At 36.8% G+C, this 14,380-nt stretch carries 13 protein-coding genes; 9 read left to right on the top strand and 4 right to left on the bottom strand.

The annotated features are described in order from the left end of the window. The first annotated feature begins 3 nt into the window (after nt 1–3). From QN089_RS13695 to QN089_RS13665, 7 genes are all read left to right on the top strand, one after another. Entirely contained in the window at nt 4–708 is a 705-nt protein-coding gene (locus QN089_RS13695) for a VOC family protein (RefSeq protein WP_068450481.1), read from the top strand. Nucleotides 709–948: 240 nt separating this feature from the next. Then, nucleotides 949–2,220, top strand: coding sequence for a GTPase HflX (hflX, locus tag QN089_RS13690; protein WP_285215521.1), 1,272 nt, complete (start codon nt 949–951; stop codon nt 2,218–2,220). A 308-nt stretch (nt 2,221–2,528) separates the two neighbouring features. After that, nucleotides 2,529–4,016 carry a peptide MFS transporter gene (locus tag QN089_RS13685; protein ID WP_068450485.1) on the top strand — a complete coding sequence of 496 codons (1,488 nt, stop codon included), beginning with the start codon at nt 2,529–2,531 and terminating at the stop codon, nt 4,014–4,016. A gap of 320 nt (nt 4,017–4,336) precedes the next feature. Beyond that, the gene (locus QN089_RS13680) at nt 4,337–5,293 is read left to right on the top strand and encodes an ABC transporter permease (protein ID WP_068450486.1); all 957 of its coding nucleotides are present in this window, start codon (nt 4,337–4,339) and stop codon (nt 5,291–5,293) included. Continuing rightward, on the top strand, nt 5,280–6,233 hold the full coding sequence (locus QN089_RS13675; protein ID WP_087681087.1) for an iron chelate uptake ABC transporter family permease subunit: 954 nt from the start codon (nt 5,280–5,282) through the stop codon (nt 6,231–6,233). The genes QN089_RS13680 and QN089_RS13675 overlap by 14 nt, the downstream gene beginning before the upstream one ends. Further along, the gene (locus QN089_RS13670) at nt 6,230–6,994 is read left to right on the top strand and encodes an iron ABC transporter ATP-binding protein (protein ID WP_068450493.1); all 765 of its coding nucleotides are present in this window, start codon (nt 6,230–6,232) and stop codon (nt 6,992–6,994) included. Before QN089_RS13675 ends, QN089_RS13670 begins: the two co-directional genes overlap by 4 nt. 16 nt (nt 6,995–7,010) lie before the next feature. Next, a complete protein-coding gene (locus QN089_RS13665) occupies nt 7,011–8,000 on the top strand; it encodes a siderophore ABC transporter substrate-binding protein (protein ID WP_068450495.1) in 990 nt (329 codons plus the stop codon). A gap of 50 nt (nt 8,001–8,050) precedes the next feature. Here the strand turns inward: QN089_RS13665 and solA are convergent, their stop codons facing one another. Further along, nucleotides 8,051–9,175 (bottom strand): N-methyl-L-tryptophan oxidase, encoded by a 1,125-nt coding sequence (gene solA, locus QN089_RS13660; protein WP_285215519.1) that lies wholly within the window; start codon nt 9,173–9,175, stop codon nt 8,051–8,053. 110 nt (nt 9,176–9,285) lie between these two features. On the opposite strand from solA, the gene QN089_RS13655 reads away from it, so the two are divergent. Further along, nucleotides 9,286–9,885, top strand: a complete 600-nt coding sequence (locus tag QN089_RS13655) for a phosphatase PAP2 family protein (protein ID WP_087681089.1) — start codon at nt 9,286–9,288, stop codon at nt 9,883–9,885. Nucleotides 9,886–9,925: 40 nt separating this feature from the next. On the opposite strand, the gene QN089_RS13650 is transcribed toward QN089_RS13655, so the two are convergent. Further along, the gene (locus tag QN089_RS13650; RefSeq protein WP_285215518.1) at nt 9,926–11,164 is read right to left on the bottom strand and encodes an MFS transporter; all 1,239 of its coding nucleotides are present in this window, start codon (nt 11,162–11,164) and stop codon (nt 9,926–9,928) included. Nucleotides 11,165–11,282: 118 nt separating this feature from the next. On the opposite strand from QN089_RS13650, the gene QN089_RS13645 reads away from it, so the two are divergent. After that, nucleotides 11,283–12,173, top strand: coding sequence for a LysR family transcriptional regulator (locus QN089_RS13645; protein WP_285215517.1), 891 nt, complete (start codon nt 11,283–11,285; stop codon nt 12,171–12,173). Between the two features lie 64 nt (nt 12,174–12,237). Here the strand turns inward: QN089_RS13645 and thrB are convergent, their stop codons facing one another. Both thrB and thrC read right to left on the bottom strand, forming a co-directional pair. Continuing rightward, nucleotides 12,238–13,143 (bottom strand): homoserine kinase, encoded by a 906-nt coding sequence (gene thrB, locus QN089_RS13640; protein ID WP_285215515.1) that lies wholly within the window; start codon nt 13,141–13,143, stop codon nt 12,238–12,240. Continuing rightward, nucleotides 13,140–14,192: a threonine synthase gene (thrC, locus tag QN089_RS13635; protein WP_285215514.1), complete on the bottom strand. Its 1,053-nt coding sequence runs from the start codon at nt 14,190–14,192 to the stop codon at nt 13,140–13,142. The genes thrB and thrC overlap by 4 nt, the downstream gene beginning before the upstream one ends. Nucleotides 14,193–14,380 lie beyond the last annotated feature (188 nt).

Below are 14,380 nucleotides of genomic sequence, written 5' to 3'. Positions count from 1 at the left end.
TGTATGTTTGAATTAGATCATGTCGTTTATTTTACGAAGAAAAGTCCTGAAGAAGTAGCAGCGAATGAATTGATTTCAGGCATTCATCCTGTTGTAGGCGGACAACATCTACAATGGGGAACACATAATGCGTTATTTTATACGAAGTCAAGTTACATTGAATGGCTATCAGTCGAAAATGAAACTAAAGCAAAAGAAAGTCGTCATCCGTTAATCGAACAATTACTATTTGATGTAGATGGACGTGAAGGATTTGCTTCAATTTGTTTACGTTCTGAGAATTTAGAGAAGATGGATCGCTACTTTAAAAAGATGGGCTATAAAACAAGTGGAGTATTGCCATCTGAACGTAAAACAGCGAGCGGAGAAATTCGTCGTTGGAAAATGCTTTTCATTGATCAAAAAGTGGGAAATGCGTTACCATATCCGTTCTTCATTGAATGGGAGCAAGGAATGGAAGAACGTCTTGAAACGTTGCGTGAAGATGGTACGTTAAAACCAGATAACGAAGAATTGACGATTAAAAAATGTATCTTCCATGTACATGATGTTGAACAAAAACTAACGCAATGGGCGCGCTTATTATCATTGCCAACAAAGGATCATACATTACGACTTGATAATACAATTTTTGAATTCGTGGAATCAGCAGATGAAAAAGAACGCCTACATACGATTGAAGTTGTGAAGGCTTGGACAATTGAATAGCAGTATGATAGGATAAAATTAACTTTTTAGGACGGGAGGCTTTTCGAAATGGTAATTCGTATTCGATTGAATGATGCAACATGCAATTAAATACATCATATACGGCGAATTACGTCTTCTATTCGATTAGTCATCAATTTAAAAGGAGGGAGTAAGCGTATGTTTGCTCTGTCCTTTTTTTATTTTGTCAAAAAAGGGTAGATGTAATTTGCCCGTATAGTAGATGAAGGAGGAAATTTTTTGGATCAAATTATAGAAAAAGCGATATTAGTTGGTGTGAATTTACGTCACGACCCACACTTTGAATACTCAATGGAAGAATTAGCGAATTTAGCAGAGGCATTAAATGTAGAGGTAGTCGGTGTGATCACGCAAAATTTAGAACGTGTGACAGCTTCGCATTACGTTGGTACGGGGAAAATTGATGAGGTACGTAGTTTATATGAAGCAATGGACGCTAACTTAGTTATTTTCGATGACGAATTGTCACCAGCACAAATTCGTAATTTAGAAAAAGACTTAGATTGTAAAGTCATTGACCGTACGATGCTAATTCTAGATATTTTTGCGCGTCGAGCGAAAACAAAAGAGGCACAGATGCAAGTTGAGATTGCACAGTTACAATATATGCTACCACGTCTAGTCGGTATGTATAACTCATTGTCGCGTCAAGGTGGTGCGACTGGCGGTGGTTTTGCGAACCGCGGTGCTGGTGAAACGAAGTTAGAGCTTGATCGTCGTAAAATCGAGGAGCAAATTACAAAACTTCGTCGCGATTTAGAAGTTGTAAAAGAACAACGTGAAACACAGCGTAAACAACGCCGTAAAAATAATATTCCGGTTGTATCACTTGTCGGTTATACAAATGCAGGGAAATCAACGATTATGAATCAACTATTGGCGCGTACGAGTGATGAAGAACACAAGCAAGTATTTGAAAAAGATATGCTGTTTGCGACGCTAGAAACTTCAGTACGTCAAATTGAATTAGAAGACCGTAAAAAGTTTTTACTTACGGATACAGTGGGTTTTGTTAGTAAACTACCTCACCATTTGGTGAAAGCATTCCGCTCGACACTTGAAGAGGCACGCGATGCAGATTTACTATTACATGTAGTGGATGTCTCGAATGAAGATCATGAATATATGATGGAAGTAACGAATAAAACATTACAAGCAGTTGGCGTAGAGGGTGTACCGACGATCTATGTTTATAATAAAGCAGATTGTACAGAAATTACGTATCCATATGTGAATCAGAATCGCATTTGGTTATCGGCTCGTGATGGTAAAGGACTAGATGAATTAATCGGTATGATTCGTTCAGAAGTTTTCTCAGACTATGTCACACTTCACGTATGTATTCCATATGATCGCGGCGATTTAGTTTCATTTTTAAATGAAAAGGCGAGCATTAAAGAAACAGCTTATGAAGAGGATGGTACGCATTTAAAAGTGGAAGTTCGTTTAGAACATGAACCGAAACTAAAGCCATTTATCATAACAGAATAAAGTTAGAAGCGTTCTATAGTGGGGTATATTTCCTCTATGGAATGCTTTTTTATATGGATGTGTATTTTTAGAGAGGACATATAGAAAAAAGTGTATATGATGGAAATACAAGAAAAGACTTAAATTTTATGACGTTTGTTGTTAATAAAGCGTTTTTAACGTAAAAATTAAGTCTTTTTTATTGAAAAATGAGAATTTTCTAAATTTTGACAAGTTATTTTTGTGTGTGTATAATGGACATACTCTTTTCAAAAAAAGATATTGATTAAATTATTTGACTATTTAAGAAATTGAAAGTAGGAGTTTATATGGAAACAAAAGAGCAAATTGCGAAGTCAGTTCCACAAAGAGGCTTCTTCGGTCACCCGAAAGGTCTTTTCACACTGTTCTTTACAGAGTTTTGGGAGCGCTTCTCTTACTATGGTATGAGAGCCATCTTACTTTACTTCATGTACGATACAGTAGCAAATGGCGGTTTAGGTATTGATAAAACAACCGCTACATCAATCATGTCAATCTATGGTTCATTGGTTTACATGTCTGGTATCATCGGTGGTTGGGTTGCCGACCGTATTTTAGGATCACGTAGAACCATCTTCTGGGGTGGGGTACTGATTATGCTTGGTCATATCTGTTTAGCATTACCAGGCGGTATTACATTATTATTCATCTCAATGGTATTTATTATTTTAGGTACAGGTCTATTAAAACCAAACGTATCATCAGTTGTAGGTGATATTTACGAGCCAGGCGACAACCGTCGTGACGCTGGTTTCAGTATTTTCTACATGGGGATTAACTTGGGTTCATTCCTAGCGCCATTAGTTGTAGGGGCTGTTCAAAAGAACTATAACTATCATGCAGGTTTTAGTATTGCTGCAATCGGTATGTTCTTAGGTCTTGTCATGTATAAAATTACAGAGAAGAAAAACTTGGGTATGGCTGGAGCAAAACCGACAAATCCATTAAATGAAGAAGAACGTGCGAAATTAATTAAAAATTCAATTGTTGTCTTAGTTGTTGCAGCAATTTTATTAGCGATTGCTGGATTCTTTGGCTGGATTTCAATTAGTAATGCTGTAAACTTCTTCACAGTAGTTGGTTTATTAGCACCAATCACTGTATTCATTTGGATGTTTACATCGAAGAAAACAAAAGCAGAAGAAAAATCGCACTTACTTGCATATATTCCGTTATTCATTACAGGTGTTATGTTCTGGATTATTCAAGAGCAAGGATCAACGATTTTAGCGCGTTATGCAGAAGGTCGTACAGATTTAACAATCGGTTCATTTGAGATTGCACCAGCTTGGTTCCAATCATTGAACCCACTATTCATTATCATCTTTGCACCAATTTTTGCAGCATTATGGGTGAAATTAGGTAAACGTCAACCATCGACACCAATCAAATTCTCATTCTCATTATTCTTTGCAGGTGCATCATTCTTAATTATGATTATCCCAGCGGTTCTATCTGATGGTAAAACATTAGTAAGTCCATTCTGGTTAGTTGCATCATTCTTATTAGTTGTATTTGGTGAGTTATTAATGTCACCTGTTGGTTTATCAGCAACAACTAAATTAGCACCAGAAGCCTTTGCTGCACAAACAATGGCATTATGGTTCTTAACAAGTACAGCAGCACAAGCACTAAATGCACAATTTGCAAAAGTGTTTGATAAAGTATCTGAAGTACAATACTTCGGTTTCTTAGGTGGAGCAGCCATTGTTCTATTCTTAATTATGTTAATGTTAAGTCCATGGATTTCACGTAAGATGGGCTCAATTAAATAAGTTCTTTCTATATAAAAGGAATCGTATCTCATTGATACGGTTCCTTTTTTGATTGTACACAATTGAAATGTGTCGAAAGTGTGTCTTTTCATGTAATTTTACTGTAAACAGAAATAAATTATAGTATTGAAGAATCCTTATATTGTAAGGATTTACAGTGGTTTTTATCGTATGAATATATCATTTGTAAACGGATTAACTGATAATACTTATCATTTAGTCATTGAAAATGATTATCAACATGCTATAATGTAGAAGTGAGTAAATGATAGTCATTATCATTTCATCTACTCAAATAAATAACGACATTGGGGATTACAATGAAGAAAAGATATCTTTTTATAGCGCTTATATTGTTATCACTTCTTTCATTATTTGTAGGAGTGAGTCGCATATCACCAATGGACTTACTGGACTTCGGTTCAGAAGAGACACAAATCTTTTTGATTAGTCGTGTACCAAGACTTGTAGCGATCATCTTAGCAGGTGTAGGGATGAGTATTGCAGGTTTAATCATGCAAAGCTTGAGCCGTAATAAGTTCGTATCACCAACTACTGCTGGTACGCTCGATGCAACCAAACTTGGTATTTTAGTATCCATGATGATTTTTGTGAATGCAACCCTACTTGAGAGAATGGTCGTTGCTTTTGTATTCGCGCTAGCCGGCACGCTATTATTCATGCAAATTTTAAATCGAATCAAATTTAAAGACGCCATTTTTATTCCTTTAATCGGGATGATGTTTGGTAATATTCTAAATTCAATTACGACATTCTTTGCGTATAAGATGAATATTATTCAAAACTTATCAACTTGGCTACAAGGGGATTTCTCAACGATTCTGAAAGGTCGTTATGAACTTCTTTACATAAGTGTTCCGATTCTCATCATTGCCTATTTTTATGCCAACCGTTTTACAGTTGCAGGAATGGGAGAAGACTTTGCTAAAAACTTAGGGATTAAATACAAACGTATTGTAAACTTTGGTTTAGTGTTAGTGGCACTTATTTCAACATCTGTTGTATTAACAGTTGGTGTGATTCCATTCGTTGGATTAATCATTCCAAATATCGTCTCGATTTTCAAAGGCGATAACTTAGCGAAAACATTGCCGCATACTGCTTTACTAGGCGCGATTTTCCTACTCATTTGTGACATTTTAGGTCGAGTGCTCATCTATCCATATGAAATCTCAATCAGTCTCATGGTAGGCGTCATCGGTAGTGCCATCTTCCTTTATCTATTAATGAGGGGGCGAGCATATGCGCAACAATAAATTAAAACTTACGATTCTTGCTGTTTTAGTATTAATCTCAGCAGCTTTATATGTGTTTTATAACTTGAATGGTAGTTATCATTATGCATTTCCACGTCGCTTAATCAAAGTGTTAGCGATGGCGATTACGGGTGTAGCGATTGCATATGCAACCGTTACATTCCAGACGATTACACATAATCGTATTTTAACACCAAGTATTATGGGGCTTGATTCGATGTACATGCTGCTGCAAACCGTTATTATTTTCTTATTCGGTTCAGCAAGTATTTTCGTATTAAATCAAACATTGAACTTCTTTATCTCGATGGTTGGTATGATTGCATTCGCATTAATACTTTACCGCTTTATGTTTAGAAAAGAAGGGCAGCCTATTTACTTCTTATTACTTGTTGGGATTATCATTGGGACTTTACTCGGAAGTCTATCAACATTCCTTCAAGTACTAATTGATCCAAATGAATTTATGAATGTACAAGATAAGATGTTTGCGAGCTTCAACAACGTCAATCAAAACTTAGTTTGGCTATCACTTGTAATTGTTGTACTAACGATTGCATATGGTTGGACGAAGATGGGTGAACTCGATGTACTTTCTCTTGGTCGTGACCATGCTCGTAACTTGGGTGTGAATTACGATGGCGTTGTGAAAACAATGCTAGTTCTATCAGCAATCTTAATTGCTACATCGACAGCTCTTGTTGGTCCAATTACATTCTTTGGTTTGATTGTTGCCAACTTATCGTATCAATTCTTCCATACATATAAACACTCTGTATTAATCACAGGGGCGATCCTTTTTAGCTTATTTGCTTTAATTGGTGGTCAGTTTATTGTAGAAAGAATCTTTACATTCTCGACAACGCTAAGTGTCATTATTAACTTTGTCGGTGGTATTTACTTTATCTACTTATTATTGAAAGGAAGTCGTGCATCATGATCTCAGTAAAAGATATTTCAAAAATGTTCGGTAAGAAAAAGGTAGTTGATGCGGTAACGGTTGATATCCAACCAGGAAAAATCACATCTTTTATCGGACCAAATGGTGCAGGTAAATCGACATTACTTTCAATGGTGAGTCGCTTGATGAATGCCGATTCAGGTGAAGTATTGTTAGATGCTTCAGATGTAAAATCATTTAAATCAAATGAATTCGCAAAACGTGTTTCGATTTTAAAGCAATCGAACTTCATGAATGTTCGCTTAACCATTCGTGAACTTGTTGCCTTCGGTAGATTTCCTTATTCGCGTGGTCGCTTGAATCAAGAGGATGAGGAAATGGTAGACAAAGCGATTGCTTATATGAACTTAGAAGATATGCAACATTCATTTTTAGATGAGTTATCAGGTGGTCAGCGCCAACGTGCTTTTATCGCAATGGTTATTGCACAAGATACAGAATACGTGCTATTAGATGAACCACTTAATAACTTAGACATGAAACATTCCGTTCAAATTATGAAAATTCTTCGTAAATTAGTCGATGAACTTGGTAAAACAGTTGTCATTGTTTTACATGATATTAACTTTGCATCTGTTTACTCAGACCGCATTGTCGCTTTAAAAGATGGACGAATCGTTAAAGATGGTCCAACAGAAGATATTATTAACACCGCTTCATTGAAAGAGATTTATGATATGGACATTCCAATTCAAGAAATGAATGATTGTCGTATTTGTGTGTACTTTAATTCAAAATAAAAGGAGATTTTTAATCATGAAAAAATGGGCATTCGCAGCCGTATTAATGTGTTTAGTATTAGCTTTAGCAGCATGTGGTTCTTCAACAAAGGATGAAAAATCAAACGCAGCTTCAAATGATGATACAATTAAAATCGAAAATAACTTCGGTGTAACAAGTGAAGATGGTAAATCAACAAACACAGTAAAAGAAACTGTAAACGTACCAAAAGACGCTAAAAAAGTTGTCGTATTTGATATGGGTTATTTAGATACATTGGATGCTTTAGGATTATCAGATCGCGTAGTAGGTGTACCACAACAAAACATTCCTGCTTACTTAAAACAATATAAAGATTCAAAATATGCAAATGTTGGTGGATTAAAAGAGCCTGATTTTGAAAAAATCGCTGAATTAAATCCAGATGTCATCTTTATCTCAGGTCGTCAAGCTTCTCAATTCAAAGAATTTAACGAAATCGCTCCAACTGTATATGTAGGTATTGATACAACAAACTACATGGATTCATTCAAAGCAAACACTGAATTAGCAGGTAAAATCTTCAATAAAGAAGACGCTGTAAAAACAGAATTAGCAAAAGTAGATGATCAAATTAAAGAATTAAATGAAAAAGCAACAAAAGCAAATGAAAAAGCATTAATCGTATTAGGTACACAAGGTAGCTTAAGTGCATACGGTGCAGGTTCTCGTTTTGGTTTAATTCATGATGTATTTGGCTTTGGTCAAACAGACAAGAAAATTGAAGTATCAACACATGGTCAAACAGTTACTTCAGAATATGTTTATGAGAAAAATCCAGATGTATTATTCGTAATCGACCGTGATTCAGCAATCGGCGAAAAATCTTCAGTTAAAAAAGATTTAGAGAACGAATTAATTAAGAAAACAAATGCTTATAAAAACGGTAAAATTGTTTACCTAAATGCTGAAACTTGGTACTTAGCAGGTGGCGGTATCGAATCAGTATCACAAATGGTAACAGACGCTTCAGCAGCATTAAAATAATAATGATGAGAAAAGGGTAATCGCGATATAAAGCGATTACCCTTTTTATGTTATGAATTTTTAAATCTCTCTAAAGAGAAGAGAGATAAGTCAAAGTTTACATCTTTTTTATTCGTCATATCCACAAGTAATTCTCCAATAGCACTCGCGAATTTAAAGCCATGTCCACTAAAGCCACTCGCTAAAACAATTCGGTCATTTCCTGGGAAATAGTCAATAATGAAGTCTTCATCCGGTGTCATATCATACATACAAGTTTTACCGAACTTCAAATTTTGAATACTGGGCATGTATTCATGTAAGAATTCATCTAATTCTTCTTGGTCTGAAAGGTTAAAATCGTCTCTGTCTTTATTTGGATCGATGACGACGCCTCCATCATGTCGCCCAATTTTAAGCCCTGTACCATTTACACTTGGAAATCCATAGTAAGTTGCATTTTCTAATTCAAAACTAAAGCAAGGAAAGTTTTGTTCTGAAAATCGTTCATCTGAATCGTACCATGCAAATGTTTTGCGCAAAATTGTGACAGGAAGGGGTAAATGAATAGAAGACATCAATTCTTTTACGAAAGCACCTGCCGTTACAATGAGATAGTCTGTGGTATAGCAACTTTTATTCGTTTTAACTTCTACATGCCCATCTCCTTCTGTAATGGATACAACCTTTTCGTTAAAAGCAAATACAGCGCCTTCTTGAGACGCCAAGTCTTTATAGGCACGAATGCATTCCTCTACATGTAAAAACCCAGCATTCGGCTCGTAAGCCCCAATTTCATTGTGTACTAAATTTATACCTGTCCATCTCTTTTCGATGTCACTTGTCGAAAGTTTCTCGATCGGTAATTGAAAACGTTCCGCACTTTTAAATACATTTTGCATGAAATCGGTATCTTCTTTTCCAATATTCAATACCCCAACTTCTTCTAAAAGTTTTCTTTTTGTGAGATGTTCAGCTTCTGTAAATAATGTAGCAGCACGAAGCGCAAGAGGTACATACTGAGCTCCCTCGCCATAGGCATAACGAATAATACGTGTATCCCCATGATGTGTTCCAAATGTATGAGGTGGTTCATATGTATCAATTAGTAACGTTTTGTGACCATTTTTTGCAGAAAAGTAACTTGTCGGCATTCCCATGGAACCTGCACCGATAATAATCGTATGATAATGCATAATGAATTCCTCCTTTTCCTCCAGTATAATGTAAAGAATAATCTGAAAAATATATTTTGGAATAAAAGGTGGTTAAATAGTAACGAGAAAAGAAAAGGAAGTGTTTTTCGGTGAAATATATTTTAGGAATTCTCACATTTATTGTATTCCTTATTTTCGCATTTAATTTAAAATCAGTTTGGGTATATGACTTTGATGAGTGGGGAAGTCATTTATTAAAGGGGAATGAGTTTTTAATTCCGTTCCACTATATTGGTGAACCGATATTTGTTGTCATCGTCGCGGTTCTCTTGTTAATCTGGCTATGGGTTAAAGCACAAAACTTTCGTGGTATGATTTTTGTATTAATTACGATTGCAGGTGGCAATCTCGTGAATTTATTTGTGAAAGGTCTTATTAAACGAGATCGACCATACATTTTAGAACAATTGACAAGTTTTAGTTTTCCTTCAGGACATGCAATGACGGGATTACTTTATCTGTTAACAGTGGCGTACATTACGACAGAATATCAAACGAAAAAGACAAAAGTTATCGCGATGAGTATTGCGATTGTTATTGCATTTTGTATCGGTTTATCACGTGTTGCCGAGTCTCGACATTATTTATCAGATGTGGTGAGTGGTTGGGCACTGGGATATACGGTATTTGCACTTGCTTTATTATGGTACGAGCGTCGAAAACGAGTATTTAAACAACTTGAAAAGTAGAAAAAAGGTGAATCGTTTGTGAGAGCGATTCACCTTTTCTTTATGTGCTTTTTTTATGTGATAATCGTTTTAGAGCTACACGCTTTTCGCGTTGTTCAAATAGAATGTATTTGTGTAAGGCGAATGTTAATCCGACACCAAGTATTAAAATACCACTTAGGAAACAAACAACGCCGAACCAACCGAATGATAGCCAGAAGAAACCGCCAATTGTTCCACCGACACTGGAACCGACGTAATAAAAGAATAAATAAAGCGATGAAGCTTGCGCCTTATCATGTGAAGCACGCGCACTCACCCAGCTACTTGCAATCGCATGTCCGCCAAAAAAGCCGAATGTGAATAATGCAATACCAATTAAAATAAAGAGTAGACTATTGAAAAGAGTTAAAACAGCACCACTTAACATGAGTAGAATCGCTAGTAAAATCATCGCGAATTGACCATGTCGATCTGCTAATTTTCCCATCCATGTAGAACTGAATGTTCCCACTAAATAGACAACGAAGATACTGCCTACAAGTGTCTGACTTAGGTTATAGGGAGGGGCGATTAGTAAAAAGCTAATATAATTATAAAGCGTTACGAATGAACCCATTAAAACAAAACCAAGACTAAACAACAGAAGTAGACCTGGATCTTTTAAGTGTTCAACCATAGAATGTGCTAAAGGTTTAAAGGCTAATTTTGCAGGGACAAAATGTTTTGATTTTGGTAGTAAAAGATAGAATGCGACAGCCAAAATTAAACTTAAAACACCGATGGAGAGCATCGCGATATGCCAGTCATAGACATCACTAACAGCCCCCATCATAACGCGTCCTGCAAGGCCACCAATTGAGCTACCACTCACGTAGAGGCCCATCGCAATGCCTAAGCTTTTTGGCTCAATTTCTTCTCCTAAATAAGCCATGGCGATTGCAGGGAGACCAGCGAACACAGCGCCTTGGATAATGCGTAATGTGAGTAGTGCGCCAAAGGAAGGAGCAAAGGCAATTGCGATTGATAAAATGGCTACAGCTATCATTGAGAAAGTCATTAAATTTTTTCGTCCCCATGCTTCAGAAACAGAGCCGACAATTAACATACAAATAGCAAGTGCAACAGTTGTTAAAGAGAGCGAGAGAGAGGCTGTTGCGGGTGAGATATTAAATGTATCAGCAATCATGGGAAGAACAGGTTGCGTCATGTAAAGATTGGCGTACGTACTAAAAGCACCCGCAAATAAAGCGAATGTGGTAAAACGAAAAGCGCGTGATCCTTTTTCAATGTATTTCACGATAGCAACCTCCGAAATTCTTGTTTCTTTTTATTATAATGAGTTACAATTCATAATAACAATCTATTATATTGATTGAATTCATTCGATTTGGTTATGGATGGAAGGGGTGGGGGACATGGACTTACAACAGTTAAAGTATTTTCAGACGGTTGCACGTTTAGAACATATGACGCGTGCAGCAGAGGTTTTGAATATATCACAACCAGCGCTCAGTAAGGCAATTTCACAACTTGAACATGAGGTGGGGGCGCCGCTATTTGAACGAGTAGGACGCGCGATTCGGCTCAATCGTTATGGCGCTTTATTCTTAGAAAGAACAGAACCAATCACTCAAATACTAGATGAAGCTAAACAGGAAATACGTGATTTGGTTGCACCGAATTCTGGAACTGTTGCGATTGGTTTTACACACTCGATGGGAACGAGATTAGTTTCAAGAGCTGTTCAGGCATTTCAAAAAGAGTATCCGGAGACGGATTTTGAATTTGTTCAAAGGAACTCGTTACCTCTTGTACAAGACTTAAATAAAGGTCTATGTGATCTTTGTCTAATTCCCCATTTAGAAACAGATATTCCGATTGATTGGCGGGAACTGTGGCGTGAAGAAGTATATGTTATTGTGCCACTTCATCATCGTTTTGCCAAACAAGATACGGTTCGATTACAAGATTTAGCAGAAGATCCTTTTGTGACGATTAAAGAAGGAAACTCTTTACGACAAATTCAGAATCATGTTTTTGAACAGGTTGGTATTTCTCCTGATATCGTATTTGAAGGGGAAGAATTTCATACGGTCGCAAGTTTTGTAGAAGCAGGTTTTGGAGTGGGCTTGTTACCTGATTTACAGAGAATTGATGGCTATCAAATTAAAAGGCTGCATGTAACCGATGTAGTTTGCGAGCGTCGAATTGGGATTGCGACGATGAAAGACCGCTACATTCCACAAGTTGCGAAACAATTTGAAGCATTTGTGAGTGAACATTTATATCATTTTACACAACTATAAAAAAACATAAAAGGTAGAAGCCATTTGATATGACTCCTACCTTTTTATAATGAATACTTTTTATCTATCCGTTTTGAACAGTCACTTGCACACCTTGTGTATCCACATGTGCTGCTTTGATTGTATAGTCAGGTAAGTACTGTTGCATCTTTTCAACGAATGCCTCTACTTTAGATGATTCAATTAATGAAATCATCGTAGGGCCTGCACCGCTAATAGAAGTACCGAAAGCTCCATGATCGCGTGCTAATGTACGAATCGTTTCATAGTTTGGAATTAAATGAGCGCGGAACGGTTCATGGAATAAATCTGCTTCCATGAATTGTCCAGCTAATGCGTAGTCTTGTTTTAAAAGTGCTGCGACAAGTAGGTTACTATATGCACTTGCATGTACTGCATATCCTTTTTCATATGTAGTAGGGAGCGCTTTACGAGCCTCGGCTGTTTTTAATTCGACATTTGGAATAAAGACAGCGAAAGCAGCGTCTACTTGTTTTTCATTAACTAAGTGGAGTTCGCCATTTGGTAATGTCGCCCCTACAACTAATCCACCACATACAGAAGCAGCAGCGTTATCTGGATGACCTTCAATCTCAGAAGATAATGCACATTTTGCTTGTTCATCTAATTGTAAATCACATACGACATTGACAAGTTCGATTGCAGCGACAATCGCAGAAGCACTACTGCCTAAACCACGTGCGAGTGGTAATTCACTATACATGTCCACTTTGCAAGCAGGTAGTTGTACATTGAATTTTTGAGCTACTTGTTGCGCCACTTGATAAACAAGGTGATCTTCCACGATGATTTCAACTGGTAAATGAGTTGAATGGTGCACAAACTGCCATTCATCTTGTAATGTAACGTCTAGTTTTAAGTAAAGACCTAATGCGAGTCCAACCGAATCAAATCCCGGTCCAAGATTTGCCGTACTTCCAGGAACGGAGATGGACCACATTTTACTCATAGAACACCCTCGATGTATTCGCGGATTTTTTCTTCGTTATTTGGTAAAGAAACCATGCTGATTGTTGACGCAGAAACAGCTGTATCAGGGTCTTTTAAACCGTTACCTGTTAAAATGGCTACGACTTTACTGCCTTTTGGAATTGAACCATTTTGAACGGATTGAATAACACCTGCCACAGAAGCAGCTGAACCTGGCTCAGCAAAAATACCTTCTTTTGCAGCGATTAAACGGTATGCATTTAAAATTTCTTCGTCTGTTACAGCACCAATTTTACCATGTGATTCATCGCGTGCTGCTTCAGCTAATTTCCAGCTTGCAGGGTTACCGATACGAATCGCTGTTGCAATTGTTTCAGGTTTTGCAATTGGTGCGCCTTGTACAATCGCTGCAGCACCTTCAGCTTCGAAACCGAACATTTTTGGAAGTGTTGTACCTTTCTTCTGGTTATATTCTTTAAAGCCTTTCCAGTAAGCGCTAATGTTACCTGCGTTACCTACAGGAATTGCTAAAATATCAGGTGCAGCACCTAATTGGTCGCAAATTTCAAAAGCAGCTGTTTTTTGACCTTCTAAACGATAAGGATTTACAGAGTTTACAAGTGCTACGTCTGTTGTTTCAGAAATATCACGTACTGCTTGTAATGCTTCGTCGAAGTTGCCGTCGATTTCGATAATTTTTGCACCGTACATATATGCCTGAGCTAATTTACCTGCTGCTACTTTTCCTTTTGGAATTACAACAAGCGATTGAATACCAGCGCGTGCTGCATATGCTGCCGCTGCCGCTGATGTGTTCCCTGTTGAAGCACAGATGACGCACTTACTACCATCTTCTACAGCCTTGGCTACAGCCATTACCATACCGCGGTCTTTAAATGAACCTGTTGGATTTAATCCTTCATATTTTACGTGAAGATCGATTCCTAATTCTTCTGATAATGCGTTTAAACGGATTAAAGGTGTATTCCCTTCATGTAAAGTTAATGCTGGTGTTTTGTCAGTTACGGGTAAATATTCTTTGTATTGTTCAATTAAGCCTTTCCACATATAAATGCGCTCCTTTTTTGTACGTTCTTCAATTACAGTTGTTCATCTTGAAAAGACAACTGTTTTTCTATAAAAGACATTTTAACTTATTTTTGCATTTATATCTATAGTTCTTTAGAAATTTTCGGAACAATTTGAATTTGTAAAGGGATTGTCACAATAAATGAAAAAGGTTATAGTATGTATAT

Source organism: Kurthia sp. YJT4 (assembly GCF_030219945.1).
In the GTDB taxonomy this organism is placed as follows: Bacteria; Bacillota; Bacilli; order Bacillales_A; family Planococcaceae; genus Kurthia; species Kurthia gibsonii.
The sequence above is the reverse complement of the archived record's forward strand: the minus strand, read 5'-3'. Positions and strand labels throughout refer to the sequence as shown.

Bases quoted from the DNA above. Each gene is read 5' to 3' on its own strand.
- QN089_RS13680 (WP_068450486.1), top strand. From the start codon at position 4,337: ATGAAGAAAAGATATCTTTTTATAGCGCTTATATTGTTATCACTTCTT.
- thrB (WP_285215515.1), bottom strand. From the start codon at position 13,143: ATGAGTAAAATGTGGTCCATCTCCGTTCCTGGAAGTACGGCAAATCTT.
- QN089_RS13675 (WP_087681087.1), top strand. From the start codon at position 5,280: ATGCGCAACAATAAATTAAAACTTACGATTCTTGCTGTTTTAGTATTA.
- thrC (WP_285215514.1), bottom strand. From the start codon at position 14,192: ATGTGGAAAGGCTTAATTGAACAATACAAAGAATATTTACCCGTAACT.
- QN089_RS13685 (WP_068450485.1), top strand. From the start codon at position 2,529: ATGGAAACAAAAGAGCAAATTGCGAAGTCAGTTCCACAAAGAGGCTTC.
- QN089_RS13695 (WP_068450481.1), top strand. From the start codon at position 4: ATGTTTGAATTAGATCATGTCGTTTATTTTACGAAGAAAAGTCCTGAA.
- QN089_RS13670 (WP_068450493.1), top strand. From the start codon at position 6,230: ATGATCTCAGTAAAAGATATTTCAAAAATGTTCGGTAAGAAAAAGGTA.
- QN089_RS13665 (WP_068450495.1), top strand. From the start codon at position 7,011: ATGAAAAAATGGGCATTCGCAGCCGTATTAATGTGTTTAGTATTAGCT.
- QN089_RS13645 (WP_285215517.1), top strand. From the start codon at position 11,283: ATGGACTTACAACAGTTAAAGTATTTTCAGACGGTTGCACGTTTAGAA.
- solA (WP_285215519.1), bottom strand. From the start codon at position 9,175: ATGCATTATCATACGATTATTATCGGTGCAGGTTCCATGGGAATGCCG.